We start from the raw sequence: 26,487 nt of genomic DNA, 5'->3' as shown, positions 1-26,487 counted from the left end.
CCCCCCGCGAGCCCCCGCGAGCCCCGGGCGCGCGCCTCTGGACCATACCTTTGCGGCGCACATCACGGCGCATTCGTGGCACGGGCACCTAAGATCTGCGCATGGCAGAGGAGACGACGGATACGACGGGGACGGCAGGCGGCGCCCACTGGGCACCCGGGGATCACATTCTCTGGCGCTACCGCGGGAACGCCACCGGCAGCTTCCACATCTGTCGTCCCGTCACCGTCGTCCAGGACACCGACGAGCTGCTCGCCGTCTGGATGGCTCCCGGCACCGACTGCGTCAAGCCGCTGCTCGCCGACGGCACCCCCGTCCACCGCGAGCCCCTGGCCACGCGCTACACCAAGCCGCGCACCACCGCGGTCACCCGCTGGTTCGGCCCGGGCGTGCTCAAGCTCGCCCGGCCCGGCGAGCCCTGGTCGGTCTGGCTCTTCTGGGACCTCGACTGGCGCTTCCGGAACTGGTACGTGAATCTCGAGGAACCGCTCGCGCGCTGGGAGGGCGGCGTCGACTCCGAGGACCACTTCCTGGACATCGCCGTCTACCCCGACCGCAGTTGGGAGTGGAAGGACGAGGACGAGTTCGCGCAGGCGCAGCGGGCGGGCCTGATGTCCGCCGCCCAGGCCGAGAAGGTACGGGCGGCCGGCCGCTCGGCGGTCGGGCTGATCGAGTCCTGGGGCCCGCCGTTCACCGCCGGGTGGGAGAGCTGGCGGCCCGACCCGGCCTGGCCGGTACCGGCCCTCCCCGACGACTGGGACCGCACTCCGGCGCGCATCGGGGCGTGAACCGGGGCGTGAACCGCTTGCCGATCCCCCGCGGAACAACCGTAGGATCGGCCTCCGCGATACTGCACAGCACGGCACGATGAAAGACAGTCACAGTCACAGGAAGGGCGGAGCCGTGAGCGGTGACGACCAGCGGGACTACGACGGCTACGCCCGGTTAGGCCTGGACCGCAGCGGCCAGGCCGAGGCGTTCGACGCCATCGGCGACCGCTACGACGAGGCCTTCCCGCACAAGGAGGGCCAGCTCACGGCCGGCGCCTGGCTGGCCGCCTCGCTGCCGGCCGGCTCCCGCGTCCTCGACGTCGGCTGCGGCACGGGCCTGCCGACCGCCCGCCAGCTCGTGGCGGCCGGCCACGAGGTCGTCGGCACCGACATCTCCCCCGGCATGCTCGACCTCGCCCGCGGCCATGTGCCGGAGGCCAGCTTCCACTTGGGCGACCTCGCCGATCTGCGCGACGGGCGCATGGGCGCGTTCGACGGCATCGCCGCGTTCTTCACCCTGCTGATGCTGCCTCGCCCCGAGATCCCGCATGCGCTGCGCATGCTGCGGGATCTTCTGAGACCCGGGGGGCTGCTGGCGCTCTCGATGGTCGAGGCCGACGTGGACGACTACGCGATCCCGTTCCTGGGCAGCACGATCCGGGTATCCGGTTACCTGCGGGACGAATTGCGCCAGGTCGTGCGTGACGCGGGATTCGACATCGCCGGGGAGAGCTCGCTGGCGTACGCCCCGGCGAGTACGGACGTACCACCCGAGATCCAGCTCTTCCTCAACCTGCGCCGCGCCTGACCGTGCGCGTGCGCACGGCCCCGACGGATGGAACCCCACGCGTGACGGAGCATCCCAACTCCCACGGAAGACAGCGCACCGCCGCCGCGCCGCGCACGGGCGCGGACGCGCCCGGCGTCGGCGCGCGGCTGCCCCGGCAGGCGGACGGCACGGACCGCCCCGACGCGCAGCCGCGCGGCCGGGCCGAGGCCTGCCCCACCCCGGCCCGCGGCGACGCCCACCCCGAACCGGCCGGCCCGGCCGAGAGCGAACCCACGCACGCGCCGGCCGGGCCCGGCGACACGACGGAAGGCGCGACGCACGCACCCGACACCGCCGGCAACGCCGCCGCACCCGGTGCTGCCCGCGTTCCTCGTGCCGGCACGACGCCCGACGGCGGCCCCGGCAACGCGTCCGGAACCAGCGCGGCACAGGAGCCCGCCGACGCCACAACGACGAGCGGCGGACCGCTCACCACCGGCGGCCCCGGCAACGCGTCCGGAATCCACGCGGCACACGCCCCCGCCAACCCCACGACCGCAGACAGCGGACCGCCCACGCCCGGCAGGGCCCCAGGCGTCGGGCCCCACGCGCCCGGCGCCACCGGTGACACCGCCGAAGCCCACGCGACACACGCCCCCACCGACGCCGCGTCCACGGGCAGTGGACCGCTCGCGGCTGACGCAGACGTGGTCGGCGCTGCGGTGGGGAGCAGCGTCCCCGGGGCCAAGCCGGGCGGGCGCGGGGCCCGCCGGGCGGGCCGGCGGGGGGCCGGGCATGGGCGTGGTTCCCGGGCGAAGGCGCGGGGCGTGGACGGTGAGGCTCACGCGTCGGCCGGGTCCGACGGTGCCATCGACGGGCCGCGGCGGCGCGGCGACGCGTCCGGGGCGGGCGAGCCCGCTCACGCCGTGCCGCTCCACGACGGCACCGGCAGCGGCGGGACCGGGACCGCCGGTGCGGGGCGAGCCGCCACGGGCACTTCCGGCGGTGGTGAGCGGCTGCGCTTCGTCGGGGCCGCGACACGGCGCATCGCCCGGGGGATCGACCTCGACGAGATCGTGCTGGGGCTGTGCCGGGCGACCGTGCCGACGTTCGCCGACGCGATCCTCGTCTATCTGCGCGACCCCCTGCCTGTGGGCGACGAACGGCCCGTGGGGCCGGTTGTGCTGCGGCTGCGCCGCACGGACCGGCTGCCCGAGTACGTACGTGGTCTCGACGACGCCGACGGCCCGCCGGAGCGCCCCGACCCGGGGCCCGAGCTGGCCGTCGAGGCCGCGGAGCGTTGCGAGGTACGCATAGGCGGGCCGCTCGCGGAGGTGCTGCGGGGTGTCCGACCCGTCTTCGGGGACTCCTCAGCCGCGCGGGCGGCCCTGCCGGAGCTGCTCGGCGAAGGCCGGCACGTACCGGAACGGCACCGCACGATCCTGGCGCCGCTGCGCGGCCGGCGGCGGGTGATCGGCGCGGCGGTGTTCATCCGCCGCCTGGACCGGCCCGCCTTCGAGGGCGACGACCTGCTCGTCGCCGCGCAGCTGGCCACGCACACCGCCCTCGGCGTGGACAAGGCCGTGCTCTACGGCCGCGAGGTCTACATCGCGGACGAGCTGCAGCGCACCATGCTTCCCGACTCCCTTCCCCAGCCGACCGGCGTGCGGCTGGCCAGCCGCTACCTCCCGGCCGCCGAGACCGCCCGCGTCGGCGGTGACTGGTACGACGCGATCCCGCTGCCGGGCAACCGGGTGGCGCTGGTCGTCGGCGACGTCATGGGCCACTCCATGACCTCCGCCGCGATCATGGGCCAGCTGCGGACCACCGCGCAGACCCTCGCGGGCCTGGACCTGCCGCCGCAGGAGGTGCTGCACCACCTCGACGAGCAGGCCCAGCGCCTGGGCAGCGACCGCATGGCCACCTGCCTGTACGCGGTGTACGACCCGGTCGCCCACCGCATCGTGATCGCCAACGCGGGCCATCCGCCGCCCATACTGCTGCACCGCGGCGGCCGCGCCGAGGTGCTGCGCGTCCCGCCGGGCGCGCCGATCGGCGTGGGCGGGGTTGACTTCGAGGCTGTGGAGCTGGACGCACCGGCCGGGGCCACGCTGCTGCTGTACACGGACGGCCTCGTCGAGTCCCGGATACGGGACGTGTGGACCGGCATAGAGCAGCTGCGCGAGCGGCTCATCGAAACCGCCCGGCTGACCGGCCCCAACCCGCCGCCGCTGGAGCCGCTGTGCGACGAGGTGCTCGGCATGCTCGGCCCCGGTGACCGGGACGACGACATCGCTCTGCTCGCGGCCCGCTTCGAGGGCATCGCCCCGAGCGACGTCGCGTACTGGTTCCTCGACCCACGACCCCAGACCGCCCGGCAGGCCCGCCGGCTGGCCCGGCGCGCGCTGACGCGCTGGGGCCTGGAGGAGCTGTCGGACGGGGTGGAACTGCTGGTCAGCGAGGTGATCACCAACGCCGTGCGGTACGCGGAACGCCCGATAACCCTGCGGCTGCTGCGTACGGACGTGCTGCGCTGCGAGGTCGGCGACGACGTGCCGCAGTTGCCGCGGCTGCGCCAGGCCCGGCCGTCCGACGAGGGCGGCCGGGGCCTGTACCTGGTGAACAAGCTGGCCAGGCGGTGGGGCGCCACCCGCCTGAGCACGGGGAAGGTGGTGTGGTTCGAGCTGGCCCTGCCGACGCACGGGCGCTGAGGCGTCGCGGTCGGCCGGCCCGTACGGGGTGAAGTTCTGGACAGTGTCCGAACCCCTGTTGCCGACACGCTGTCGGCAGGAGTTCACTGGCTCGGGCGGAGGGCGGCAGCTGCGCGCCCTCACATTCTCCGTACCGGGAGGCGTCTCATGACCGACTCGGCGCAGAACACCCCGTACACCCCGAACAGCCCGAACAGCCCGTACACCCCGAACACCCCGAACACCCCGTACACCACGAGCAACTCCGGCATCCCGGTGGAGAGTGATGAACACTCGCTCACCATCGGCGACTCCGGTCCCATCCTGCTCCAGGACCACTACCTGATCGAAAAGATGGCCCAGTTCAACCGTGAGCGGGTGCCCGAACGGGTGGTCCACGCCAAGGGCGGCGGCGCCTACGGCACCTTCCAGGTGACCCATGACGTCAGCGAGTTCACCAAGGCAGACCTCTTCCAGCCGGGCAGGCGGACGGAGATGCTGGCCCGCTTCTCCACCGTGGCCGGCGAGCAGGGGTCGCCGGACACCTGGCGCGACCCCCGTGGGTTTGCTCTCAAGTTCTATACGGCGCACGGCAATTACGACCTCGTCGGCAACAACACCCCGGTCTTCTTCGTCCGCGATCCGCAGAAGTTCCAGGACTTCATCCGCAGCCAGAAGCGCCACCCGCGCACCGGCCTGCGCAACAACGACATGCAGTGGGACTTCTGGACGCTGTCCCCGGAGACCGCGCACATGGTCACGTGGCTGATGGGCGACCGCGGCGTCCCGAGGACCTGGCGCCACATGAACGGCTACAGCTCGCACACGTTCATGTGGGTCAACGGCGGCGGCCGGAAGTTCTGGGTCAAGTACCACATCAAGACCGACCAGGGCATCGAGTTCCTCACGCAGGAGGAGGCCGACGAGCTGGCGGGGCACGACGCCGACAAGCACCGGCGCGATCTGTTCGAAGCCATCGAGGGCGGCGACGCCCCCTCGTGGACCATGCATGTGCAGGTCATGCCGTTCGAGGAAGCGGCGGACTACCGCTTCAACCCCTTCGACCTCACCAAGGTGTGGCCGCACGGCGACTACCCGCTGATCGAGGTCGGGCGCATGACGCTCGACAGGAATCCGGACGACTTCCACGTCCACATCGAGCAGGCGGCCTTCGAGCCGTCCAACCTCGTCCCCGGCATCGGCCCGTCCCCGGACAAGATGCTGCTGGGGCGGCTCTTCTCGTACCCCGACGCCCACCGCTACCGCGTCGGCCCGAACTACACGCAGCTGCCGCCCAACCGGCCGCACTCTGCCCTGGCCTCCTACGCCAAGGACGGCCCCATGCGCTACGAGCCCGCGAACGTCGCCCGGCCGTACGCGCCCAACTCCTACGGCGGCCCGGCGGCGGACACCGGGCGCTTCGGCGACATCGCGGGGTGGGCGGCGTCGGGCGAGATGGTGCGCGAGGCGTACCGGCTGCACCGCGAGGACGACGACTGGGGCCAGGCCGGCACGATGGTCCGCCAGGTTCTCGACGACGCCGCGCGCGAGCGGCTGGTCTCCAACGTCAGCGGCCACCTGCGGGCGGGCGTGAGCAGGCCCGTCCTGGACCGGGCGCTGCAGTACTGGCGCAACATCGACAAGAACGTGGGCGACCGGATCGCCACGAAGGTCAACGGCGGCTGAGTCCGGCGCCCGCGAGCTCATGAACGCGCACAAAGGATCGGCCGCCCTCCCCGTGCGGGGAGGGCGGCCGGTCCTTCGCCGATGCGGCGGCCGTCGGCTCAGGGCTTCGTACCGCCGTTGGGCCGGGTGCCGCCGCCGATGTCGCCGGTGACGCCGGAGGAACCCGTGGGGCCCGGCGACGGCGGGATGGGCGGCGTCGGCTGGGTCGGCCTGCCGGTCGGCGACGAGGGCCTGCCCGACGGGGTCTGCCGCGAGGGCGTCGACGACGGCGACTGGCTGCGCGTCGAGGGCGTGGCGGACGGGGTGCGGCTCGCGCCCGCGCTGGCTGCCGCCGACGGGGTCCCGGCCGGGGCCTGCGGCGGCACGAAGCCGTCCTCGGTGTCCAGGTCGAACTTGGACTTGTCCTCGTCGTCGTCGAACACGGAGGAGGTGTACGCGGCCCAGATCTTGGCCGGCTGCTTGCCACCGTTGACACGGCCCTCGCCACCGGTGCCCTGCAGGGTGACCTGCTTTCCGCCGGGGCCTTCACCGAAGATGCCGACGGAGGTGGCGAGACCGGGGGTGTAGCCGGTGAACCAGGCCGACTTGTTGTCGTCGGACGTACCGGTCTTGCCGGCCACCTGGTACTGGCCGCTGCTGACGACGTTCGCCGTACCGTCACCGTCCTCGACCACACCGGTCATGACGCCGGTGACGCCGTCGGCGGTGTTGCGGGAGACCACGCGCTCGTCGGTGACCGGGTTGGGGAGCTTGTAGGCCTCGCCCTTCCAGGACACGGACTTGATGATGCTGGGGTTGATCTTCTTGCCGTGGTTGTCGAGGGTGGCGTAGACGCCGGCCATCTCCAGCGGGCTCGCGCCCATGGAGCCCAGCGACATGGAGGGAACTTCCTCGAAGTCGCCCTTCATGCCCAGCTCGACAGCGGTCTTCTTGACCTTGTCGAGGCCGACGTCGACGGCCATCTGCGCGAAGACGGAGTTGATCGACTTGTTCATCGCCTTCTGGACGGTGACCGGGTTCTCCGAGTAGCCGTCCTCGTTCTCCGGGGCGAAGCCGACGGGGGCGCCCTTGTCGACCACCGGCCGCTTGTCGGTGCCGTCGTACAGGCTGGAGGACGTGATCGGCTTCCGGCCCTGGGTCTTCGAGCCGTTCTGCAGCGCGGAGGCGAGGATCAGCGGCTTGAAGGTGGAGGCCGGCTGGTAGTCCCCGCGGGTGGCGTTGCTGGTCTGGTGCTTGATGAAGTCCTGGCCGCCGTACATCGCCACGACCTGACCGGTCTTCACGTCCACGGACGCGGCACCGGCCTGGACATGGCCGTCGACCTCACGGGCCTTCGGGTCCAGGTCGTCGATCAGTTGCTTCTTGACCGCCTTCTCCAGCGCGGCCTGCTTCTTCGGGTCGATGCTGAGGGTGATCGTCCAGCCGCCGGCGGCGAAGTCGCCCTCCGGGCGGCCCTGCCGCTTGAGGTCCCGGATCATCTCCTGCCGGGCCGCCTGGACCAGGTAGCCGTTCTGGCCGGTGAGGCCCTCCGGGGGCTTCGGCTGACCGGGGGGCTGGAACTTCATCGACTGCCGCTTGCCCGGGTCGAGCCACTTCTTCTCGACCATCTTGTCGAGGACGTAGTTCCAGCGGGCCTCGACGTTCTTCTTGCCCGCGTCGCTGGCCGCCTGCCAGTCGTACTGACTGGGGGCCTGGAGCAACGCGGCGAGGTAGGCGCCCTCTTCGAGGGTGACCTTGTCGATGTCCTTGCCGTAGTACGCGCGGGCCGCCGCCTGGATGCCGGAGGCGTTGCGGCCGAAGTAGCTGGTGTTCAGGTAGCCGGCGAGAATTTCTTCCTTCGGCTTCTTGTCCTGGACCTTCAGCGAGATGATCAGTTCCTTCACCTTGCGGGTGACGGTCTGCCGCTGGTCCAGGTAGTAGTTCTTGACGTACTGCTGAGTGATCGTCGAGCCGCCCTGCTTGCCGCGGCCCATGACGGTGTTGATGATGCCGCGCGCGGTGCCCTTCAGGTCGACACCGGGGTCGGTCCAGAAGTTCTTGTTCTCGGCGGCGACGACCGCGCGCTGGACGTCCTGGGGGACCTTCGCCAGCGGGACTTCCTCGCGGTTGACCTCGCCGAGGCGGGCGATCACTTCGCCCTTCTGGTTCTTGTAGACGTTGCTCTGCGCCTTCGCGGCGTCGTTGCCCTTACCCGGCACGTCCACGTACAGGTAGAGCGCGTAGAACGAGCCCACCCCCAGGGCGATCACGGCCACGAAGTAGGCCAGCAGCATCTTCCAGGTGAAGAAGCGGCGTATGCCGGTCTTCTTGGGCTTCTTGCCGCCGTCTGCTGGGCGACTGCCCTTCTTCTGCGCTCGTCGCGCTTCCGCTCGGCCCATCTCTCCCGTAGCTCCAGTCCGTCCGCCCCCAACCCAGCTCACGAAGCTAACACCGCATCCTGCGCCAAACGCCCATCGATCACGGCAATAACGGACGTGACATACAGCACCCCGGGCGGCGGGAACCCGGTACGGAGTAGTGCGGGAAACCGTACAGGGCGATAATGTGCTATCACTTTGATAGACGGCGTCGGGCGTGCACCGCCCGCCGCGCACCCAGCACGAACCAGGGGGACTTCCCATGTCCGAGACCACTCCCGGCACCACGCCGGACGCCCCGTCGAGGCCGCCGGTCCGCGAGCTGCCCGCCAATGACATCGGCGGCGGTCTCGCCCTCCTGCTCGGCCTCGTGGGCCTGTTCGCCGGGGCCGGCGCCATCGTCGCCGGGGCCGTGCTGGGCAAGCCCGTGTCCGTCGCCCTCGTTCCCGTCGGCATCCTCATAGGCATCGCCTCGATCATCGGCTTGTGCGGGCTGAACACCGTCGCCCCGGGCCAGGCCCAGGTCGTCCAGCTCTTCGGCCGCTACCGCGGCACGATCCGCACCGAGGGACTGCGCTGGGTGAACCCGTTCACCAGCCGCGAGAAGCTCTCGACGCGGGCGCGCAACCACGAGACCGCCGTCATGAAGGTCAACGACGCGTACGGCAACCCCATCGAGCTGGCGGCCGTCATCGTGTGGCGGGTGGAGGACACGGCGCAGGCGATGTTCGAGGTGGAGGACTTCCAGGAGTTCGTCTCCACCCAGACCGAGGCGGCCGTGCGGCACATCGCCATCGAGTACCCCTATGACGCGCACGACGAGGACGCCCTGTCCCTGCGCGGCAACGCCGAGGAGATCACCGAGAAGCTCGCCGTCGAGCTCCACGCACGGGTCGAGGCGGCCGGCGTCCGGATCATCGAGTCGCGCTTCACGCACCTCGCCTACGCTCCCGAGATCGCCTCGGCCATGCTGCAGCGCCAGCAGGCAGGCGCGGTCGTGGCCGCCCGCAAGCTGATCGTCGAGGGTGCGGTCGGCATGGTCGAGCAGGCGCTGGAGCGGATCAGCGAGCAGGGCATCGTGGAACTGGACGAGGAACGGAAGGCGGCCATGGTGAGCAATCTGATGGTGGTGCTGTGCGGTGACCGGGCCGCCCAGCCCGTACTGAACACCGGCAGCCTCTACCAGTGACGGAGGACCGGCCCCGGCGACCGCAGCAGCGCAAACAGGTGCTGCTGCGGCTCGACCCGCTCGTCCACGACGCGCTGAGCCGCTGGGCGAACGACGAGCTGCGCAGCGCGAACGCGCAGATCGAGTTCCTCCTCCGCAAGGCCCTGTCCGACGCGGGCCGCCTGCCGGGCGACGTCGGCGCCATCCGCCGCCGCGGCCGCCCGCCGAAGGCGGAAGAGAGCCCCTGATTGCTTGTTCTCAATCGCCGGACGGGCTGGGATTTCCAGCCCGTCCGGCGATTGAGAACGTTTTCCAGGCCGTCCGGCGAGAGTAAGGGCCGTCGTCCATGGGCGACGCCCCTTACTCGTATGACGTGACAGGTCAGCCGACGATCCGTACCGGCAGCCGCCGCAGCTCGCCCCGCAGCGCGTCCGCGAACGCCTCGAACTCCCCCTGCCGCGCGGCCCCCGACCTCATCGCCAGCGCGATCCGCCGGGAGGGCGCCGGCTCGGCGAAGTACCCGGTGGCGAGCCGGTCGCTGCGCCCGGTCTCCACGCGCAGGGCCGTGCGCGGCAGCAGAGTGACCCCGAGACCGCCGCCGACGAGCTGCACCAGCGTGGACAGCCCCGCGGCGCTCGTCGTCGCCGGGGCCCCCTCCGTGCGCCCCACCTCGCGGCAGATGTCGAGGGCCTGGTCGCGCAGGCAGTGTCCTTCGTCGAGCAGCAGCAGGTCCAGCTCGCGCAGTGCGTCGCGCGGGATGTCACCGCGCCCGGCCAGCCAGTGGTCGCACGGCGTGACGAGGACGAAGTCCTCCTCGAACAGGGGGATTTCGGTGACTCCGGGCGCGCCGAGCGGCACGGCGAGCAGCAGCAGGTCCAGCCGCCCCTGGGTGAGGCCGTCCAGCAGTGAGGAGGTCTGCTCCTCGTGGACCTGGAGGTCGAGGTCCGGGTAGGAGTCGTGGACCAGGCGCAGGACGATGGGCAGCAGGTAGGGCGCCACGGTCGGGATGACGCCGAGCCGCAGGACGCCCGTGAAGGGCGCGCGGGCCGCGTCGGCCTCCTCCATGAAGTCGCCGACCGCGTCCAGGACCGTACGGGCCCGGGAGGCCAGCCGCTCACCCGCGGGAGAGAGCAGTACCTTTCTCGTCGTACGCTCGAGGAGCTGAATCCCGAGCAGCTCCTCCAGCGCCGAGACGGCCCCCGACAGGGCGGGCTGGCTCATGCCGATGGCGCTCGCCGCATCCCGGAAGTGCAGGTGCTCGGCCACGGCGGCGAACGCGCGGAGCTGCGCGAGGCTGGGCTGGCGGGGCCTGGCCGGCGGTACGGCCTGGGCTATGGACGACGTCATTGATAACCACCTCCGATCAACACGACCCAGTTTAGCTATTTCCACTATCAATGCCTCCTGTGGCACTGTGGTTCTCGTCCAACCCGCAGGAATCCCAGCAAACCGGGATTCCTCGTTGCAAGGAGAGCGCGTGCTCACTGTCGGTGACAAGTTCCCCGAGTTCGACCTGACCGCCTGTGTGGACCTCGACGCGGACAAGGCCTTCGCACAGATCGACCACAAGACCTACGAGGGCAAGTGGAAGGTCGTCTTCTTCTGGCCCAAGGACTTCACCTTCGTGTGCCCGACCGAGATCGCGGCGTTCGGCAAGCTGAACGACGAGTTCGCCGACCGCGACGCCCAGATCCTCGGCGTTTCCGGTGACTCGGAGTTCGTCCACCACGCCTGGCGCAAGGACCACGCCGACCTGCGTGACCTGCCCTTCCCGATGCTGGCCGACGCCAAGCACGAGCTCATGGCCGCCTGCGGCGTCGAGGGCGAGGACGGCTACGCCCAGCGCGCCGTCTTCATCGTGGACCCGAACAACGAGATCCAGTTCGTCATGGTGACCGCCGGTTCCGTCGGCCGTAACCCCAAGGAGGTCCTGCGGGTCCTCGACGCGCTGCAGACGGACGAGCTGTGCCCCTGCAACTGGTCCAAGGGCGAGGACACCCTCGACGCGGTCAAGCTCCTCGCGGGCGAGTGAGCTGATACCCCATGGCCCTCGATGAACTGAAGTCCGCCATACCGGACTACGCCAAGGACCTGAAGCTGAACCTCGGTTCGGTCATCGGCAACTCCGACCTTCCGCAGCAGCAGCTGTGGGGCACCGTCCTCGCCTGCGCGATCGCGACCCGTTCGCCGATCGTGCTGCGCGAGCTGGAGCCGGAGGCCAAGGCCAACCTCTCCCCCGAGGCGTACAAGGCCGCCAAGTCCGCCGCCGCCATCATGGCGATGAACAACGTCTACTACCGCACCCGGCACCTGCTGTCGGACCCGGAGTACGGCAACCTGCGCGCGGGCCTGCGGATGAACGTCATCGGTAACCCGGGCGTGGAGAAGGTCGACTTCGAGCTGTGGTCGCTGGCCGTCTCGGCCATCAACGGCTGCGGCCTGTGCCTCGACTCGCACGAGCAGGTCCTCCGCAAGGCGGACGTCTCGCGCGAGACGATCCAGGAAGCGTTCAAGATCGCCGCGGTCCTCCAGGCCGTCGGCGCCACTCTGGACGCCGAGGCCGTGCTGGCCGACTGATCCGGCTCGATCGATCCGGCTCGACCTGCGAAGCGGGCCCCGACCTCTACGGTCGGGGCCCGCTTCGTCATGCGGAGGGCGGGGGTGACGGCGGTGGGGCCGCCACCGCTGCCGCCTCCTCGGAGGAGACCTCCAGCCGCTCCCGGGCCGCGTTCTCCTTCGCGTACGCCCGCAGATAGCCGACGACCGTGTTGGTCACCGCCACGAGCGGCACCGCGACGACCGCGCCGCCGATGCCGGCGACCATGGAACCGGCCGCCACCGACAGGACCACCGCCAGCGGGTGGACGCGCACGGCGCGGCCCAGGATGAAGGGCTGCAGCACATGCCCCTCGATCTGCTGCACCGCGAGCACCACGATCAGCACCATCGCCGCTGTGAACACATCACGCGTCACCAGCGCCACGACGACCGCCAGCGCGCCGGAGACGACGGCACCGACGAGCGGGACGAAGGCGAAGAGGAAGATGAAGACGGCCAGCGGCACGGCCATGGGCACGTCGAGGAAGAACAGCCCCATGCCGATGAAGATCGCGTCGATCAGGGCCACTATCACCGTGCCGCGCACATAGGCCGTCAGCGTGGCCCACGCGCGCGGGCCCGCGCCCGCGACGCCGTCGCGGGCCGCGCCCGGCACCAGCTTGAGCAGCCACTGCCAGATGCGGGGGCCGTCGTAGAGCAGGAAGAGCGTGCTGAACATCGCGAGCAGAATGCCCGTCAGCACCTCGATGATGACCTGGACGCCCTCTATGCCGGCCGAGGTGATGTCCTTGGTATTGGTGCCGATCGCCTCGCTGAGCTTGTCGGCGATGTTGTTGATCTGGTCCTCGGTGACGTGGAACGGGCTGTTGAGCAGCCAGCGCTTCAGCTCGGAGATGCCGTGCTGGACCTGCTTGGACAGGTCGTCGAGGTTCTCCGTCACCTGCCACACCACGAACCAGCCGACCAGCCCCATGACGACGAAGCCGGAGACGAAGGTCATGGCCGTGGCCAGGCCGCGCGGCACGCCGTGCCGCTTGAGCAGGGCGACGGTGGGCTGCAGCAGCGCCGTGATCAGCAGAGCCGCGACGAAGGCCAGCACCACCAGCCGCACCGCACTGATCACCCGCATCAGCACGAACAGCGTTCCGGCCAGCACCAGCAGCCGCCAGCTGACCTCGGCCGCGACGCGCACGCCCCACGGGACGGCGGCGACCGGGTCGGGCCGCGGGGTCGCGGCGGGCGCGGCGGGAGGCGGCGCGGGTACGTGCTCTGGTACGGGCATGACGGCCGGATCCGGGTCGGGGTCGAGAGCTGACGGGCGTACGGGCACGGCCCTGGGCGCGGGTCTGGGTGCGGGTCTGGGTGCGCCTTCGGGCACCGTACCCGCCTTCCGGGCGTCGAGCCGCTCGGCAAGCCGTATCAGCCCCGCCCCGAAGCTTCCGACCCATCGTGGCAATCTGGACATACTTCTTCCTCTACCCCCACTCCCCCGCGACCATCGGCGTCGACGTTACCCCTACCGGGACACGACGAAGCCCCCGGCCGGTTCGGGCCGGGGGCTTCGACAGCAATACGGAGCAAGGAGAGGTACGGCGGTGACGCCTAGTACCACTGGTTGGCCTGCCAGAACGACCAGGCGCCACAGGGGCTGCCGTAGCGCTCGTTCATGTAGCTCAGGCCCCACTTGATCTGAGTGGCCGGGTTGGTCCGCCAGTCGGCGCCCGCCGAGGCCATCTTGGTGCCGGGCAGCGCCTGGACGAGGCCGTAGGCGCCGGAGGAGGCGTTGGTGGCCGTGTAGTCCCAGGTGCTCTCGTTGTTCACGATGTTGCTGAAGCACTGGAACTGGTCGGAGGGGATCATCTGCCGGGCCATCGCCTGGACCTCGGCGACCGAGTAGGAGCCCTTGACCGCGAAAGAAGAAGCGTCACGCGCTGCCGAACGGCTGCTGACCTCTTCCTTCTCGCGCTCCTTGGCCTTCTCCTCGGCCTCCTTCTTCTTCGCCGACTCCGCCGCGGCTTCCTTCTTCGCGGTGGCGTCCTCGGCGGCCTGCTTGCGCGCGGCCTCCTCGGCGTCCTTCTTCGCGGCGGTGTCGGCGGCCTCGGCCTGCGTGTCCGCCTGCTGCGTGAGGGAAGCGGTCTGGGCCTGGACGTTCTGTCCTGCGGGGATGTCCGCGAGGAGCGTCGCGTCGGCAGCGGTGGCCTCGACCCGGTCGGTCGCGCCCTGCTCGTTGCCCGCGGCGACACCCACGACGGCGCCTACGGTGGTGACCGCGGTGGCAGAAGCCACGGCGAATCCCCGGACAGAAATCCGGCTCACACGTTTTCCTTCCAGCATCGCCCGCATAGGTGACCTCGCGGACGCGATCGTGCCCCTGGCACTGGCCTCCGATTGCACCGGGCCCGCGGACGGGACCGGCCGGTCACTGGAGGCACGGACCCGGTGGGCCCTCCCGCGAAGGAGGTCCGCATGTGCTCGGGCGGCATACGGCAACGCTGTTCAGTTCTGTGCTTGTTCCGCACTGCCCCCAGAGGGGCTCAAGTGCCGTATGCGGGGCCTGACAGGACCCAGACTCTGCCTGAACGGTCCGCTCCGAGGCAATTCCCGGTCACGTGGGAAAGCTCACACCTCGTTTACTCCTGGGCTTTCACGGAAACATCGGCACGGCATGACAACGCGCGGCTAAACTCAATGACTTTGCCGCGCGCTGCCGCTGTTCTTACCGCCCAAGTCACCTCAGATTCGGCCGTCCTCCAGCATTTCGGTCACCAGCGCCGCAATCGGCGAACGCTCCGAGCGCGTGAGCGTGACGTGCGAGAAGAGGGGGTGTCCCTTGAGCTTCTCGACCACGGCGACCACACCGTCGTACCGCCCCACGCGGAGGTTGTCGCGCTGCGCCACGTCATGGGTGAGCACCACCCGCGAGTTGGCGCCGATCCGCGACAGCACGGTCAGCAGGACGTTCCGCTCCAGCGACTGCGCCTCGTCGACGATGACGAACGCGTCGTGCAGCGACCGGCCGCGGATGTGGGTGAGCGGCAGGACCTCCAGCATGCCGCGCCCCACGACCTCCTCGATGACCTCGGCGCTCGTCACCGCCGAGAGCGTGTCGAAGACCGCCTGGGCCCACGGGCTCATCTTCTCGGCCTCGCTGCCCGGCAGGTAGCCCAACTCCTGCCCGCCCACCGCGTACAGCGGCCGGAAAACCATCACCTTCCGGTGCTGGCGGCGCTCCAGGACGGCCTCCAGCCCGGCGCACAGCGCCAGCGCCGACTTGCCCGTACCGGCCCTGCCGCCCATGGAGACGATCCCGATGTCGGGGTCCAGCAGCAGGTCCAGCGCCACGCGCTGCTCGGCGCTGCGCCCATGGATCCCGAACGCCTCGCGGTCGCCCCGCACCAGCCGCACCGAGCCGTCCGCCGTCACCCGGCCCAGCGCCTTGCCGCGCTCGGACTGCAGCACCAGACCGGTGTGCACCGGGAGTTCGGCGGCCTCGGGGATGTGCACGCGCTCGTCGGCGTACAGCTCGTCCACCTGACCGGCGGTGATGGCGAGCTCCGCCATGCCGGTCCAGCCGGAGTCGGTGATCGCCAGCTCGGCGCGGTACTCCTCGGCCAGCAGTCCGACGGACGACGCCTTGATCCGCAGCGGCAGGTCCTTGGAGACGACGGTGACGTCGTACCCCTCGGCCTGGAGGTTGCGGGCGACCGCGAGGATGCGCGAGTCGTTGTCACCGAGGCGGAAGCCGGCCGGCAGTATGCCCGGGTCCGAGTGGTTGAGTTCCACGCGGAGCGTGCCGCCCAGCTCGCCGATCGGGATCGGTGAATCGAGCCGGCCGAACTGCACACGGTACTCGTCCAGCAGGCGCAGGGCCTTGCGGGCGAAGTACCCGAGCTCGGGGTGGTGCCTCTTGGCCTCCAACTCCGTGACCACCACCACGGGCAGCACGACCTCGTGCTCCTCGAAGCGGGACATGGCGCCTGGATCGGCCAGCAGGACGCTGGTGTCGAGGACGTAGGTGCGCCGGTCGCTTTCACGGCGCTTCTTGCTGGTCACCACGGGTGGACGAACCCCCTCGTGCAGAGGTAAGGGCGCACCGCCGTCGTGAAGAACGGGGGCGCGGGGAATGGGCCGGGTCCATGCCCTTCCAGGTGGCCGGCGACCGGCCCGCCGCGTCGGCCGCGCGGGCTCCGGGCTCCGCTCGGTCCGTACGGTCGTCGTCCTGGTGCAAAGGGCCTCCCGGGCGGGCGGCCCCATGCCACCCGCTGGCAGAGCGACGGTCCCAGTTCCGGCCGTCGTCCTGCAGGGGATATTCCCGCTGGACCGCTTGCCCATGCAACGGCATATGCGACGAGCAGGTGAACGATTTGTCCACCACTACTCGTACTGCCGTGCCACCCTTGTTCGGAACGGCGTTCCGTCAGTTCCCGTACCGCCGGTGCCGCGCGGCGTAGTCCCGCAGGGCGCGCAGGAAGTCGACCTTGCGGAAGGCCGGCCAGAAGACTTCACAGAAGTAGTACTCGGAGTGCGCGCTCTGCCAGAGCATGAAGCCCGACAGCCGCTGCTCGCCGCTGGTGCGGATGATGAGGTCCGGGTCGGGCTGGCCGCGCGTGTACAGGTGCTTGGTGATGTGCTCGACATCCACCTTCTCGGCCAGCTCCTCGAACGAGGAGCCGTGGTCCGCGGCCTCCAGGACCAGGGAGCGGACCGCGTCCACGATCTCCTGGCGGCCGCCGTAGCCGACGGCGACGTTGACCAGTATCCCGTCGACGCGGTCGGTGTTCTGCTCGGCCTCCTTCAGCACGGACTGGGTGCGGTCCGGCAGGAGGTCGAGGGTGCCGACGTGGTGCACGCGCCAGCGGCCGTCGGCGGCCAGGCCGCGCACCGTGTTCTCGATGATGTTCAGCAGCGGGCCCAGCTGGTCGGCCGGGCGGTCGAGGTTGTCCGTCGAGAGCATCCAGAGCGTGACGACCTCGACGTCGGTCTCCGCGCACCAGCCGAGCAGCTCGGAGATCTTGTCGGCGCCGGCCTGGTGCCCCTGCTCGAGCGTGCGGCCGTCCGCACGGGCCCAGCGGCGGTTGCCGTCGAGGATGACGCCGATGTGCTTGGGCACCTGGTCGTGGTCGAGGCGGCCTTCCACCCGGCGTGCGTAGAGCCTGTACACCAGGTCGCGCAACTTCACTCTTCCTGCCCCTCCATGCCACGGCGGTCGCCCCGAGGGCGCCACACTACTGCCAGCGTGTCGCGCGGACCCAACTCGGCCTGTCACAGGACCGTGATAGTCAGATGCACATGACCGATCCCTCGCTCTACCGCGCGGCCGGAGCACGCTACGACTCCATGGAGTACCGGCGCACGGGCCGCAGCGGGCTCAAGCTGCCCGCCATCTCCTTGGGACTGTGGCACAACTTCGGCGACGACCGCACCCTCGACTCGCAGCGGGCCATTCTGCGCCGCGCCTTCGACCTGGGCGTCACCCACTTCGACCTGGCCAACAACTACGGGCCGCCGCCCGGTTCCGCCGAAATGAACTTCGGCAAGGTGTTTGCCCAGGATTTCCGCCCCTACCGGGACGAGCTCATCCTTTCGACGAAGGCCGGCTATCTGATGCATCCCGGCCCGTACGGGGAATGGGGCTCGCGGAAGTACCTGCTGTCGTCGCTGGACGCGTCACTGGCCCGGATGGGTGTCGATTACGTCGACATCTTCTACTCGCACCGGTTCGACCCGCATACACCGCTGGAGGAGACGATGGGCGCCCTCGCGTCCGCCGTCCGGCAGGGCAAGGCGCTCTACGCGGGCGTGTCGTCGTACAGCGCGGAGCAGACCCGTGAAGCCGCCCGGCTGCTGCGCGAGATGGGTGTACCGGCCCTGATCCACCAGCCGTCCTACTCGATGATCAACCGCTGGACGGAGGACGACGCGCTGCTGGACACCCTGGAGGACGAGGGCATGGGCTGCATCGCCTTCGCGCCGCTCGCCCAGGGCCTGCTCACCGACAAGTACCTCTCCGGCATCCCGGAGGGCTCGCGTGCCGCCCAGGGCAAGTCGCTGGACCCGGGGCTGCTGACCGACGAGGTCGTACGGCGGCTGCGCGGCCTGAACGAGATCGCCGGGCGGCGGGGGCAGTCGCTGGCGCAGCTCGCGCTGAACTGGGTACTGCGGGACGAGCGCATGACCTCGGCACTGATCGGGGCGTCCGGCGTGGGCCAGCTGGAGGCGAACATCGCCGCGCTGCGGGCGGCGCCGCTGGAGAAGGCGGAGCTGGCCGAAATCGATGCCCTGGCGGTCAGCACCGAGGGCGTCAACATCTGGGCCCGCCGCGGAGATTCCTAGATCAACTCAAGCCCGACACGGGGCCGGCCGGGCGTGTCTTCACGATCGGCTCGCGAGCTCCGCACGCTTGGACACGGAGAGTGACCAGGGGGGACAAAAAACGGGCCGGTCCGTGGGGGGGATACGGACCGGCCCGAGGGGGGGTTTCCACCATAACCGGTCCGAGGCCGTCCTTCACGCATCGACGGGGGTGACAATGCGTGGCGCGCTGACTTGGAGCCACCCAATTGATCTTGAACGCGGCGGCGCACAAGGGGGCTTCGAGGTCCGTCGAGCCCATCAGCGCTGGGCTGACGCACAGAACCAGCCATTCGGTATCGACTGGATTCCCGCTCTCCGCACCCTCAGAAAATCTCTTGCGAATTCATCACCGGCTTGACGTGGTTCCCGGCGTCATTGACGCCACACGGGTGAGCAGCGCGTCACCGATCACGCCGGACTCATCCGCTTCTGCCTGCTTTCGCCGGATATTTCACTCGTTCGCCCTCGCCACAGGGGAGCTCTCCGCCGACCAGGAGACGACCCCCGTTTGGATCAGCCAGCCCTCGTTTGGATCAACCAGTCCAAAACCCTCCTCCCAGCAGCCCCAGCCACGCCCCCGCGATCATGAACGGCCCCAGCGGCATCGTCTCCGCCCGCCGCGTGACCATGAGCACCGCCCCGTACAGCGAACCGAGCAGCAGCCCGGCGAACGCCCCCAGGGCCAGCACCCACCACCCGTACCACCCCAGCACGCACCCCACTCCCACCGCGAGCTTCACATCCCCGAAGCCCATCCCGCTCGGCCGCAGCAGGAACAGCAGGAGGTAGGCACCCCCCAACGCCGCCGCGCCCAGCAGTGCCCTCGGCCACGACCCCGCCGCCCCGGGTATGAGCGCCGCCAGGCCCAGCAGCCCGGCCGCCCCCAGGGCCAGCGGCACCGTCAGTACGTCCGGCAGCCGCCGCACCGACCAGTCCACCACCGCCAGCAACACACCCACCGGCGCCGCCACCCACCACACCGCCAGCTCGGGCCGCGCCCCCACTGCCGCCGCGAGAGCGCCGCACACCACCGCGACCACAGCCGACGGCCACAGCGCCCCCGGCCCGTACCTCCCCCCGCACACACCGCAGGCGGCCGCCCCCGCCCAGCCCTCGATCCGGTGGCCGCACGCCCCCACCGAACGCCACTCCTCCTCCGGCTCCACAGCCAGCCGGTACCGGGCGCGCGGCACCAAACCCCCTGCGACGGCGCCGTACAGCACGCCGACCGCGATCAACAGCCAGTACATGCCCCGAGGTTACGTACGATCGCCGCCTCCCGCCGATGCCTGTGGATAACCTGGCGGCATGGCCGACTCGCAGGACGGATTCGCCCGGCTCCGCATCCCGGGCGGCCCACTGATCCCCCTGGAGATCGCCGCCTCCTACCGCGCCCGCACCCGCGGCCTCCTCGGCCGCGACGCCGTGGAAGGCGCCCTGCTGCTCACCCCCGCGAGCAGCGTCCACACCTTCCGCATGCGCTTCCCCATCGATGTGGCCTACCTCTCCCGCGACTTCACCGTGCTGTCCGTACGCACCATGCGCCCCGGCAGACTCGGCGCGCCACGCCCACGAGCACGCCACGTCCTGGAAGCGGAAGCGGGCGCGATGACGCGGTGGGGCCTGCGCCCGGGCCTGCGCGTCGGCGTCCACCGATGAATCAGGGGAACCCCGGACAAACCGCGTGAACAAGGTGAACGAGGTGAACAAGGGGAACAGGGGAAACAGGGGAACAAGGTGAATCAGCCGTCCCGGCGGCGCGCGATCAGCATCCAGGCCCCGAGTCCCGCCAGCAGCGCCGATCCGGTCCCTATGCCCGCATAGCCGATGATCCTCATCCACTCGTCGCGCCGCCCGCCCGTCGCCGCGACGAGCTCGCTCCCGGCCCCGCCGTCCTGCGCCTTTCCGCGCCCCTGATCGGCCTTGCGCGCGCCCGCGACGTCGACGTGCAGAGTGACGGGCACGCCGCCGCCCCGCGTGCCCTGCCGCACCTTCGGGTTCAGGCTGACCTGCAGGTAGTACCAGCCCGCGAAGCGCATGCCGCGGGCGGCCTCACCGCCGCCGCCGCTGCCGTACGCCGCCGGGGGCGTGGCCAGGGAGACGGTGGCCGGTTTGCCCTGGTAGGGGCCCGTCCTGTTCATGACGTACCCCCGGGCGGCGTTGCTGAGTCCCACCCGCACGCCACTTACCACGAACGGCCCGGCACCGGGCGACTGCCCGAACTCCGCGTCCGCGAAGAGCTGTTCGCCCGCGTCCACCGAGACCCGGTAGAACCGGGTCTCACCGGGCCGGAGCTCGTCCTTCCATAACCCCGCTCGCACCTCGGCGGCATCGTTGAACCCGGTGCCGCCCGTGATGTGCTCACCTTCCCCCTGCGGCGGCTTCGACGGCGCCTGCGAACTCCAGGCCCCCGGGGCGGTCGGGCCGTCGCTGTCCCCCTTCTGCGCCGGTTCGGCCACATACTTCAGCTCCACCGGCACCGGCGAACCGTCACCGCCATCCGCGTCACCGCGCTCGACGACGAACCGGTACACCCCGGCAGCCCCGCACGCCCCGCCCGCCTTCACGATGCGCTCGGCGTAGTCGGCGACGGGGTACGCGCCCCCGGCCGACAGGAACGAACGGTGCCGCCCGGGACCGCACGAGGTGCCGTCCGCCGCCTGTAAGGAGACGTCGATGCCGTCCCGCAGCCCCATCGTCGCGCCGGGCGCCGGCACGGCGACGGCGGAGACGTAGGCACTGGACTGTCCGTCCAGCTCGACGGTGTAGTACTTCTTCTCACGGGGCCCGATGCTGTCCGTATACGTACTGGCGCCCGCCTTGAGCAGCGGCCCGTCCGCGCTGCCGCCCGCCCCTCGCACCGCAATCGCGCCCGGGGCCATCCGGTAGGCCGTCAGGCCCTCGGCCCCCTCGACGGCCCACTCGACGGCCACCGCCTGACCGGCTCCCCCCACGAACACGCCGAACGCCGCCGCCATCGCGACGAGCCCGCCCCTCATGTCCCGCCTCCCTCACCACTCCCCCACCCCTCCGGGCGGCCCATCCTGCCCTGGTACATGGGGGGTGCGCGACCGTCTCCGGCCGCTCAGCGCACGGCGGTTGCCGCAGCCTCGCTCACGGCGACGGTCCGCCGCAGGACCTCCCGCGCCGCGGCGACCCCGGCCGACCGCTGGCCCGGGTCGCCGCAGCGAGGGTGCCCAGCTGCGCACGCAGCGCCTCCAGCACGCCGGGGCACGGCAGGCAGGGTTCGGTCGTCCCGGCCCTTGGACGCCACCGGTACGCGCAGGTGGCCGTGCGAAGATCCAGAGACCGTGCACGACCACCGTGGAGGACGAGAAAAATGTTCGCGATTTCCCTGGGTGACGGAGCCGAGCTGCGGCCGCTGGAACCCTGGCAGGCCGAGGAGTTCCTCGCCCACATGGACCGCGGCCGCGAATACATAGGCCGGTACGTCGGGCTTCCCGACGTCGCAGCCGACCTCGACTCCGCGCGGAGCTGGCTCCAGTCGTACGCGGACAAGACCGCCGCCGACACCGGACGGCTCTACGCAATCCGGCTCGACGGGCTCCTCGTCGGCGGCGTCCTCTTCAGGGTCTTCGACGCGGCTTCGGGCAACTGCGAAGCCGGCTGCTGGCTGGAACCGGCCGCCGCCGGACGGGGCCTGGTCACCCGCGCCGTACGCCTGATCATCGACTGGGCGATCCAGGAGCGCGGAATGCACCGTGTGGAGTGGCACGTGGCCTCCGGGAACACTCCGAGCATCAACGTGGCCAAACGGCTCGGCATGAGCCGCGACGGAGTCCTGCGCGAGAACGACCTCTACCGGGGCGTACGGCAGGACACCGAAATCTGGTCGGTGCTCGCACCCGAGTGGCGTTCCGCGCACAGCACCCGTTGAGGGGCGAGTGAGGGGCGAGCGCACCGACGAGTGAAATGCGACCACTGATGGATCGCACCGTCACGTAAGCGTCTCGATCGGATACACGTGTGATTGCGCCGCCGTCACGATTGAAGCACGGTCAAAATATGTTGATCTTTCGATCAGTACGGGACGTAGATTTGCGCCGCAAAGACGATTCCGCGTGATCACTGGTGGGTGAACTCCGCGCGGGGGAGCGTTGTTCACCGACCCAAAGGAAGCTGTTTCATGCGTCGCACCACTGTCCGCCGTACCGCCGTCGCCGCGTCCGCGTTCTCCCTGGCCCTGCTCGTCGGCGCCTGCGGCTCGAAGGAGTCCGCCGCGAAGGACGAGCCGAAGGACAAGGGGTCGTCCAGCGCGCCGGCCGCCGCCCCGAACGCGAAGGCCCTCTCGCAGGCCGAGCTGGACAAGCTCATGCTGACCGAGGCCGACCTCAAGAACCACAAGATCGCCGGGGCCACCCCGGCGGACCTCGCCGCCGCCAAGACCGTCACCACCGACAAGGCCGCGTGCAAGCCGCTCGTCGACGTCATGGCGCTGCGCGGCACCGGCACCCCCGCCGCGACCGCGACCCGCAAGATCGTGGCGATCCCCCAGGCGCCTGCTGCGGACGCCTCGGCCGAGGAGAAGATGAAGGCCGGTCTCGGCGCTCTCGGCGCGACGGCCACGGCCGACACGCTCGGTTCCTACGACGGCAAGGCCGCCGTCGACGCCTTCGCCGCGCTGAAGAAGGCAGGCGCGGACTGCGCCGGCGGCTTCGCCCTGATCGCCGGCGGCGACACGACGAAGTTCACCAAGGTCGAGCCCGCCACCTACACCGCGGGCGACGAGTCCGTCGCCTTCACCCTCACCGCGGACCTCGACGGCACGCCCGGCACGGCCCACCTGGTGGTGGTCCGCAAGGGCGGCACGCTCGCCACCTTCCACGCCCAGAGCCTCGCGGGCAAGGCGGAGCAGCCGAAGGGCGTCATCGACGCCCAGGTGAAGAAGCTCGGCTGATCCCTCTCCTTCTCCCGGTGCGGCCTCCTTCAGCAGCGAGCCTTCGCGAAGGAGGCCGCACCGGCACGTGGCAGGTTCACCCACACCCTGGTGCCCTCGCGCATCGGTGCGGGCTTGTCGATGCCCCAGCTGCCGCCGCACTCGTGCACCACGCACGCCAGCAGGTACAGCATCTTGTTCCGGCGTGCGGTGCACTGAGCTGTGAACTGCGGATCGGCATGATTCGTGTGCGGATCCCACAGCACGATCCGCACGCCGTCCCCCAGCCAGCCGAGGGACAGATACAGAATCTTTCCCGGCTCGAACAGCGCCGCACACGCGACGAGTTCGCCTGCCGCCTGCAGAGCGGAGGCTTCCAGCTCGCTGAGGCCGTGCGCCCGTAGGGCGTTGTGGACGTTGCCGCGCGCCACGGACGCGGCGTGCGGTTCGCCGGGGATGGCGTAGCTGTACGCGAGCGATGACGGTTCCCGCAGGGTGGGGGTGTGGCGGAGGTGGTCGGCCGGTTCGTACGCGGCCGGGGTGACCATGGGGCAGAGGCTGACGGATACGGACATGCGGCAGCTCCCGAGTGGGGTGGGGTGTGGGGTTCGCACGCGCCTCGGCTGACGCCGGTGGCCTGTCTCCCTGACGCGAGCACGCCTCTCCCAGGGCAGGAGGATGCGGGCACGCTCGCGCGATGCGCTTCCGGCTGACGCCGTGCGTTTTTGCGGTGCGCTACCGAAACTAACGACGGCGTGGCACCAGTGCCACAACCTTGGTGGCTCACGACTCGATCGAGTGAAGCTTGGCTCACTGCTCACAGGCCGCAACCTGGACCGCTGTAGTAATGAGCCATGCCTCCCAGGAAAACGCCCACCGAACGACAGAAGCGGCTAGGGGTCGAGCTGCGCAAGATGCGGCTGGCTGCGGGCCTTTCGACTGACTACTCCGCCGGGCTGCTCGGCATTGACCGTGCGAAGATCTCCAACATCGAATCGGGCGTGCGCGTCATTACCCCCGACCGACTACGAACCCTCGCCTGCAACTACGCGTGCACGGACGAGGCGTACATCGCCGCTCTTGAGGCCATGGCCACAGACCGCGGGCGTGGCTGGTGGGAGCAGTTTCGTGGCACGCTGCCCGCCGGACTGCTGGACATCGCGGAGTTGGAGTGGCACGCGGTGCGGGTACGAACCTCACAGGTAATGCATCTCCCTGGGCTACTCCAGACCGAGGAGTATGCCCGCGCGATCTTCGATGCGGTGCTTCCACGCCTGCCCAGACTGGAGGTAGAGCTCCGGGTGGCTCACCGGATGCAACGACAGCAAGTCTTTGAGCGAGCCGATCCGCTCGCCTACGTGGGATACGTCCACGAGGCAGCGTTGCGCATGCAGTTCGGCGGCAAGAAGGTGACCAAGGAGCAGTTGCACTACCTCCTGACGGTGTCCGAACGCGACGGCACCGTACTGCGTGTACTTCCTGTCGACACAGGAGCGTTCCCGGGCGCTGGGCATGCCTCGCTGTACGCCGAGGGGCCTGTGGCCCAACTCGACACGGTTCAGCTTGACTCCGCACATGGACCAGAGTTCTTGCACGCGGAAACACAGCTCGCCAAGTGCCGTGTGCACCTGGACTGGATGGAAACAGCCGCTCTAGACCCCGACCAGTCGCGAGATTTCATTCACGCCGTCGCGCGAGACCTTTGAGGAAGGCACCTATGAACCACATCGTTTGGGAAGAGGCCTTCTGCGGAGAAGGCAACAACTGCTTCCGAATAGGCACCGACGACGTCGGCAACGCCTACATCGCCGTCAACGGCGCCGAACACCACTACCTCACCGACACCCGCGAAGCCCTGCGCACCCTCATCCGCGACATCAAAGCCGGTAAGGCCGACCACCTGCTCGATCAGTAGGACGCGCGCTGGATTCCTTCCGTCTCCGTCAGAACGCCACGCGCACCCGTGGCCCTGTCCTCCGCGATCAGCTGTTTGCCCCGCCACCCCACCGCCAGGTACCACGTGCCCGGGGCCAGCAGGAAGGGCTGGCCCTCGCTGGGCCTGGCCCAGCGGGCCTCGGGTACGGCGAACCAGAACGGTTCGATGGCCTTCCCCTGGGCTTCGTGGACTGTGGCTTCGGGCTGCCGCGGAAACGTCGCGGCGTCTCGAACCACCGGCTCCGCATCGTCACGCGGCTGCAGTGACGCGAGGCTCACCCCCAGCTGCTCCGCGCGGCTCTCGATCTCGCTGAGCCGCTCCTCCGCCTTCGCCTGGCGTGCCGCGAGGTCGCGCTCGGACTGTTCGCGCCGCTTGGCGAGGTTCGTCTCGAAGTCGGCGGCCGCCTGGGCGGCCTTGGCGCGGGTCTCCTCGAAGAGGCTGTTCGCCTCCTCCCGCTTGGCAAGGGCATCCGCCTCGGCCCGACGACGAATCGCTTCCGCGTCCGACTCCGCGCGTTTGAGGTCGTCCAGGCGTGCCGCCGCCTGGGCCTCGGCGGCGGAGATCTCTTCGCGGACCTCGTCGACCTGGGCCTGGAGTTCCTCCCGCTCGGCGTCCTCCTCGACGAGCGACAGCTTATCCTCCAGTTCCCGGCACCTTGCCTCGGCCTCGTCGCGCTCGTACTCCGCCTGCGACAGTGCTGCTTCCAGACGGTCGATCTCCTCGCGCAGCTCGCCGCACTGCTCCTCAAGGTCCCGCTCGCGGCCCCGGTAGCGCGCGATCTGTGCCGAGCTGTGTTCCCGTTCCCTGGCGGCAGCGCGCGTGAGCTCACGTTTCTGCTGTTCGAGGCGTTCCAGCTCGTGTTTCTGGTCGGAAACACTGGACTTCAGCTCGCCGATCGCGAGTTCCGCCTGCTCCGCCGCGAGGAGGGCCTCTTCGAGCTTGTCGCTCTCCATTTGGAGCCGGTAGCGAGCCGGCTGCTCGGTGAAGAGCGCCTCGCGGTGGAGCCGGTAGGCGTACTCCTGCATCTCCGGGACAAGCTGCACTCGGCGCGCCTGGCAGGCCGACTTCAGCAGAGCGTCGACGAAAACCTTGTCCGGCAGCCGCCCGCCGCTGAGGTAGCGCGAGACGGATGCCGCGCTGAAGTGGTGGTACGCGGCGAACCCCCGTACCGACTTTCCGGTCTGCGCGAACAGACGGCGCATGGCGGTGACGAACTCGCGGGTCTCGGGCTGAAGATCGGTCCGGAGCGCAGAGAGCCCCTTGACGTCGCCTGCCCCTTCGAAGGGAATGTCTCCGTTGCC

General features: G+C 70.2%; 23 protein-coding genes and 1 pseudogene. 14 read left to right on the top strand and 10 right to left on the bottom strand.

Annotated features, from left to right (window positions below; translation table 11 throughout):
- Positions 1-101 precede the first annotated feature (101 nt).
- The 4 genes from AB0F13_RS01750 (at position 102) to AB0F13_RS01735 (ending at position 5,915) form a co-directional block, all read left to right on the top strand.
- The gene (locus AB0F13_RS01750; RefSeq protein ID WP_362073434.1) at positions 102-788 is read left to right on the top strand and encodes a DUF402 domain-containing protein; all 687 of its coding nucleotides are present in this window, start codon (positions 102-104) and stop codon (positions 786-788) included.
- Between the two features lie 79 nt (positions 789-867).
- Positions 868-1,578, top strand: coding sequence for a methyltransferase domain-containing protein (locus AB0F13_RS01745; RefSeq protein ID WP_362073431.1), 711 nt, complete (start codon positions 868-870; stop codon positions 1,576-1,578).
- Between the two features lie 668 nt (positions 1,579-2,246).
- Positions 2,247-4,250 carry an ATP-binding SpoIIE family protein phosphatase gene (locus AB0F13_RS01740; protein WP_362074449.1) on the top strand — a complete coding sequence of 668 codons (2,004 nt, stop codon included), beginning with the start codon at positions 2,247-2,249 and terminating at the stop codon, positions 4,248-4,250.
- A gap of 147 nt (positions 4,251-4,397) precedes the next feature.
- Positions 4,398-5,915: a catalase gene (locus tag AB0F13_RS01735; RefSeq protein ID WP_362073429.1), complete on the top strand. Its 1,518-nt coding sequence runs from the start codon at positions 4,398-4,400 to the stop codon at positions 5,913-5,915.
- Positions 5,916-6,013: 98 nt separating this feature from the next.
- Here the strand turns inward: AB0F13_RS01735 and AB0F13_RS01730 are convergent, their stop codons facing one another.
- On the bottom strand, positions 6,014-8,293 hold the full coding sequence (locus tag AB0F13_RS01730) for a transglycosylase domain-containing protein (protein ID WP_362073427.1): 2,280 nt from the start codon (positions 8,291-8,293) through the stop codon (positions 6,014-6,016).
- Between the two features lie 241 nt (positions 8,294-8,534).
- On the opposite strand from AB0F13_RS01730, the gene AB0F13_RS01725 reads away from it, so the two are divergent.
- Both AB0F13_RS01725 and AB0F13_RS01720 read left to right on the top strand, forming a co-directional pair.
- Positions 8,535-9,461 carry an SPFH domain-containing protein gene (locus tag AB0F13_RS01725; RefSeq protein WP_362073424.1) on the top strand — a complete coding sequence of 309 codons (927 nt, stop codon included), beginning with the start codon at positions 8,535-8,537 and terminating at the stop codon, positions 9,459-9,461.
- Complete coding sequence (locus AB0F13_RS01720) at positions 9,458-9,688, top strand: hypothetical protein (protein ID WP_362073421.1); 231 nt, start codon at positions 9,458-9,460, stop codon at positions 9,686-9,688. The genes AB0F13_RS01725 and AB0F13_RS01720 overlap by 4 nt, the downstream gene beginning before the upstream one ends.
- A gap of 133 nt (positions 9,689-9,821) precedes the next feature.
- Here the strand turns inward: AB0F13_RS01720 and AB0F13_RS01715 are convergent, their stop codons facing one another.
- Entirely contained in the window at positions 9,822-10,787 is a 966-nt protein-coding gene (locus AB0F13_RS01715) for a LysR substrate-binding domain-containing protein (protein WP_362073418.1), read from the bottom strand.
- A 130-nt stretch (positions 10,788-10,917) separates the two neighbouring features.
- Between AB0F13_RS01715 and AB0F13_RS01710 the strand changes: the two genes are divergently transcribed.
- Together AB0F13_RS01710 and AB0F13_RS01705 are read left to right on the top strand one after the other, a co-directional pair.
- Positions 10,918-11,472 carry a peroxiredoxin gene (locus AB0F13_RS01710; RefSeq protein ID WP_362073415.1) on the top strand — a complete coding sequence of 185 codons (555 nt, stop codon included), beginning with the start codon at positions 10,918-10,920 and terminating at the stop codon, positions 11,470-11,472.
- An 11-nt stretch (positions 11,473-11,483) separates the two neighbouring features.
- Positions 11,484-12,017 carry an alkyl hydroperoxide reductase gene (locus AB0F13_RS01705; protein WP_362073412.1) on the top strand — a complete coding sequence of 178 codons (534 nt, stop codon included), beginning with the start codon at positions 11,484-11,486 and terminating at the stop codon, positions 12,015-12,017.
- A 67-nt stretch (positions 12,018-12,084) separates the two neighbouring features.
- Here the strand turns inward: AB0F13_RS01705 and AB0F13_RS01700 are convergent, their stop codons facing one another.
- From AB0F13_RS01700 to AB0F13_RS01685, 4 genes are all read right to left on the bottom strand, one after another.
- Positions 12,085-13,464: an AI-2E family transporter gene (locus tag AB0F13_RS01700; RefSeq protein WP_362073409.1), complete on the bottom strand. Its 1,380-nt coding sequence runs from the start codon at positions 13,462-13,464 to the stop codon at positions 12,085-12,087.
- Positions 13,465-13,601: 137 nt separating this feature from the next.
- Complete coding sequence (locus AB0F13_RS01695; RefSeq protein ID WP_362073406.1) at positions 13,602-14,333, bottom strand: transglycosylase SLT domain-containing protein; 732 nt, start codon at positions 14,331-14,333, stop codon at positions 13,602-13,604.
- Between the two features lie 399 nt (positions 14,334-14,732).
- Positions 14,733-16,055, bottom strand: a complete 1,323-nt coding sequence (locus tag AB0F13_RS01690; protein WP_362073403.1) for a PhoH family protein — start codon at positions 16,053-16,055, stop codon at positions 14,733-14,735.
- Positions 16,056-16,416: 361 nt separating this feature from the next.
- The gene (locus AB0F13_RS01685) at positions 16,417-17,178 is read right to left on the bottom strand and encodes an isoprenyl transferase (protein ID WP_362073400.1); all 762 of its coding nucleotides are present in this window, start codon (positions 17,176-17,178) and stop codon (positions 16,417-16,419) included.
- A 110-nt stretch (positions 17,179-17,288) separates the two neighbouring features.
- Here AB0F13_RS01685 and mgrA point away from each other — a divergent pair, with 110 nt between their 5' ends.
- Complete coding sequence (gene mgrA / locus AB0F13_RS01680; protein ID WP_362073397.1) at positions 17,289-18,332, top strand: L-glyceraldehyde 3-phosphate reductase; 1,044 nt, start codon at positions 17,289-17,291, stop codon at positions 18,330-18,332.
- Between the two features lie 554 nt (positions 18,333-18,886).
- Here the strand turns inward: mgrA and AB0F13_RS01675 are convergent.
- Positions 18,887-19,603 (bottom strand): A24 family peptidase, encoded by a 717-nt coding sequence (locus AB0F13_RS01675; RefSeq protein ID WP_362073395.1) that lies wholly within the window; start codon positions 19,601-19,603, stop codon positions 18,887-18,889.
- Positions 19,604-19,661: 58 nt separating this feature from the next.
- Between AB0F13_RS01675 and AB0F13_RS01670 the strand changes: the two genes are divergently transcribed.
- On the top strand, positions 19,662-20,012 hold the full coding sequence (locus AB0F13_RS01670; protein ID WP_362073393.1) for a DUF192 domain-containing protein: 351 nt from the start codon (positions 19,662-19,664) through the stop codon (positions 20,010-20,012).
- Between the two features lie 83 nt (positions 20,013-20,095).
- Here AB0F13_RS01670 and AB0F13_RS01665 read toward each other — a convergent pair whose 3' ends face one another.
- Positions 20,096-21,352 carry a hypothetical protein gene (locus AB0F13_RS01665; RefSeq protein WP_362073390.1) on the bottom strand — a complete coding sequence of 419 codons (1,257 nt, stop codon included), beginning with the start codon at positions 21,350-21,352 and terminating at the stop codon, positions 20,096-20,098.
- A 341-nt stretch (positions 21,353-21,693) separates the two neighbouring features.
- Here AB0F13_RS01665 and AB0F13_RS01660 point away from each other — a divergent pair, with 341 nt between their 5' ends.
- Positions 21,694-22,251, top strand: a complete 558-nt coding sequence (locus AB0F13_RS01660; protein ID WP_362073387.1) for a GNAT family protein — start codon at positions 21,694-21,696, stop codon at positions 22,249-22,251.
- Between the two features lie 249 nt (positions 22,252-22,500).
- The gene (locus tag AB0F13_RS01655; protein WP_362073384.1) at positions 22,501-23,271 is read left to right on the top strand and encodes a hypothetical protein; all 771 of its coding nucleotides are present in this window, start codon (positions 22,501-22,503) and stop codon (positions 23,269-23,271) included.
- Positions 23,272-23,300: 29 nt separating this feature from the next.
- On the opposite strand, the gene AB0F13_RS01650 is transcribed toward AB0F13_RS01655, so the two are convergent.
- Complete coding sequence (locus AB0F13_RS01650) at positions 23,301-23,825, bottom strand: ATP-binding protein (protein WP_362073381.1); 525 nt, start codon at positions 23,823-23,825, stop codon at positions 23,301-23,303.
- Positions 23,826-24,104: 279 nt separating this feature from the next.
- Between AB0F13_RS01650 and AB0F13_RS01645 the strand changes: the two genes are divergently transcribed.
- Together AB0F13_RS01645 and AB0F13_RS01640 are read left to right on the top strand one after the other, a co-directional pair.
- Complete coding sequence (locus AB0F13_RS01645; protein ID WP_362073378.1) at positions 24,105-24,956, top strand: helix-turn-helix transcriptional regulator; 852 nt, start codon at positions 24,105-24,107, stop codon at positions 24,954-24,956.
- An 11-nt stretch (positions 24,957-24,967) separates the two neighbouring features.
- Positions 24,968-25,165, top strand: coding sequence for a hypothetical protein (locus AB0F13_RS01640; RefSeq protein ID WP_362073375.1), 198 nt, complete (start codon positions 24,968-24,970; stop codon positions 25,163-25,165).
- Between the two features lie 188 nt (positions 25,166-25,353).
- Here the strand turns inward: AB0F13_RS01640 and AB0F13_RS01635 are convergent.
- Positions 25,354-25,707: pseudogene (locus tag AB0F13_RS01635) on the bottom strand (cellulose-binding protein); the annotation flags it as partial.
- Positions 25,708-26,487: the final 780 nt, after the last annotated feature.

Origin of the sequence: Streptomyces sp. NPDC026206, assembly GCF_040638465.1 — a bacterium.
GTDB lineage: Bacteria > Actinomycetota > Actinomycetes > Streptomycetales > Streptomycetaceae > Streptomyces.
The sequence above is the reverse complement of the archived record's forward strand: the minus strand, read 5'-3'. Positions and strand labels throughout refer to the sequence as shown.

What these genes read in the sequence shown, in the direction of transcription:
- AB0F13_RS01695 (WP_362073406.1), bottom strand. Translation starts at nt 14,333, where the DNA reads ATGCTGGAAGGAAAACGTGTGAGCCGGATTTCTGTCCGGGGATTCGCC.
- AB0F13_RS01700 (WP_362073409.1), bottom strand. Translation starts at nt 13,464, where the DNA reads ATGTCCAGATTGCCACGATGGGTCGGAAGCTTCGGGGCGGGGCTGATA.
- AB0F13_RS01735 (WP_362073429.1), top strand. Translation starts at nt 4,398, where the DNA reads ATGACCGACTCGGCGCAGAACACCCCGTACACCCCGAACAGCCCGAAC.
- AB0F13_RS01730 (WP_362073427.1), bottom strand. Translation starts at nt 8,293, where the DNA reads ATGGGCCGAGCGGAAGCGCGACGAGCGCAGAAGAAGGGCAGTCGCCCA.
- AB0F13_RS01745 (WP_362073431.1), top strand. Translation starts at nt 868, where the DNA reads ATGAAAGACAGTCACAGTCACAGGAAGGGCGGAGCCGTGAGCGGTGAC.
- AB0F13_RS01655 (WP_362073384.1), top strand. Translation starts at nt 22,501, where the DNA reads ATGCGTCGCACCACTGTCCGCCGTACCGCCGTCGCCGCGTCCGCGTTC.
- AB0F13_RS01750 (WP_362073434.1), top strand. Translation starts at nt 102, where the DNA reads ATGGCAGAGGAGACGACGGATACGACGGGGACGGCAGGCGGCGCCCAC.
- AB0F13_RS01705 (WP_362073412.1), top strand. Translation starts at nt 11,484, where the DNA reads ATGGCCCTCGATGAACTGAAGTCCGCCATACCGGACTACGCCAAGGAC.
- AB0F13_RS01640 (WP_362073375.1), top strand. Translation starts at nt 24,968, where the DNA reads ATGAACCACATCGTTTGGGAAGAGGCCTTCTGCGGAGAAGGCAACAAC.
- AB0F13_RS01715 (WP_362073418.1), bottom strand. Translation starts at nt 10,787, where the DNA reads ATGACGTCGTCCATAGCCCAGGCCGTACCGCCGGCCAGGCCCCGCCAG.
- AB0F13_RS01665 (WP_362073390.1), bottom strand. Translation starts at nt 21,352, where the DNA reads ATGAGGGGCGGGCTCGTCGCGATGGCGGCGGCGTTCGGCGTGTTCGTG.
- AB0F13_RS01725 (WP_362073424.1), top strand. Translation starts at nt 8,535, where the DNA reads ATGTCCGAGACCACTCCCGGCACCACGCCGGACGCCCCGTCGAGGCCG.
- AB0F13_RS01675 (WP_362073395.1), bottom strand. Translation starts at nt 19,603, where the DNA reads ATGTACTGGCTGTTGATCGCGGTCGGCGTGCTGTACGGCGCCGTCGCA.
- AB0F13_RS01650 (WP_362073381.1), bottom strand. Translation starts at nt 23,825, where the DNA reads ATGTCCGTATCCGTCAGCCTCTGCCCCATGGTCACCCCGGCCGCGTAC.
- AB0F13_RS01660 (WP_362073387.1), top strand. Translation starts at nt 21,694, where the DNA reads ATGTTCGCGATTTCCCTGGGTGACGGAGCCGAGCTGCGGCCGCTGGAA.
- mgrA (WP_362073397.1), top strand. Translation starts at nt 17,289, where the DNA reads ATGACCGATCCCTCGCTCTACCGCGCGGCCGGAGCACGCTACGACTCC.
- AB0F13_RS01645 (WP_362073378.1), top strand. Translation starts at nt 24,105, where the DNA reads ATGCCTCCCAGGAAAACGCCCACCGAACGACAGAAGCGGCTAGGGGTC.
- AB0F13_RS01670 (WP_362073393.1), top strand. Translation starts at nt 19,662, where the DNA reads ATGGCCGACTCGCAGGACGGATTCGCCCGGCTCCGCATCCCGGGCGGC.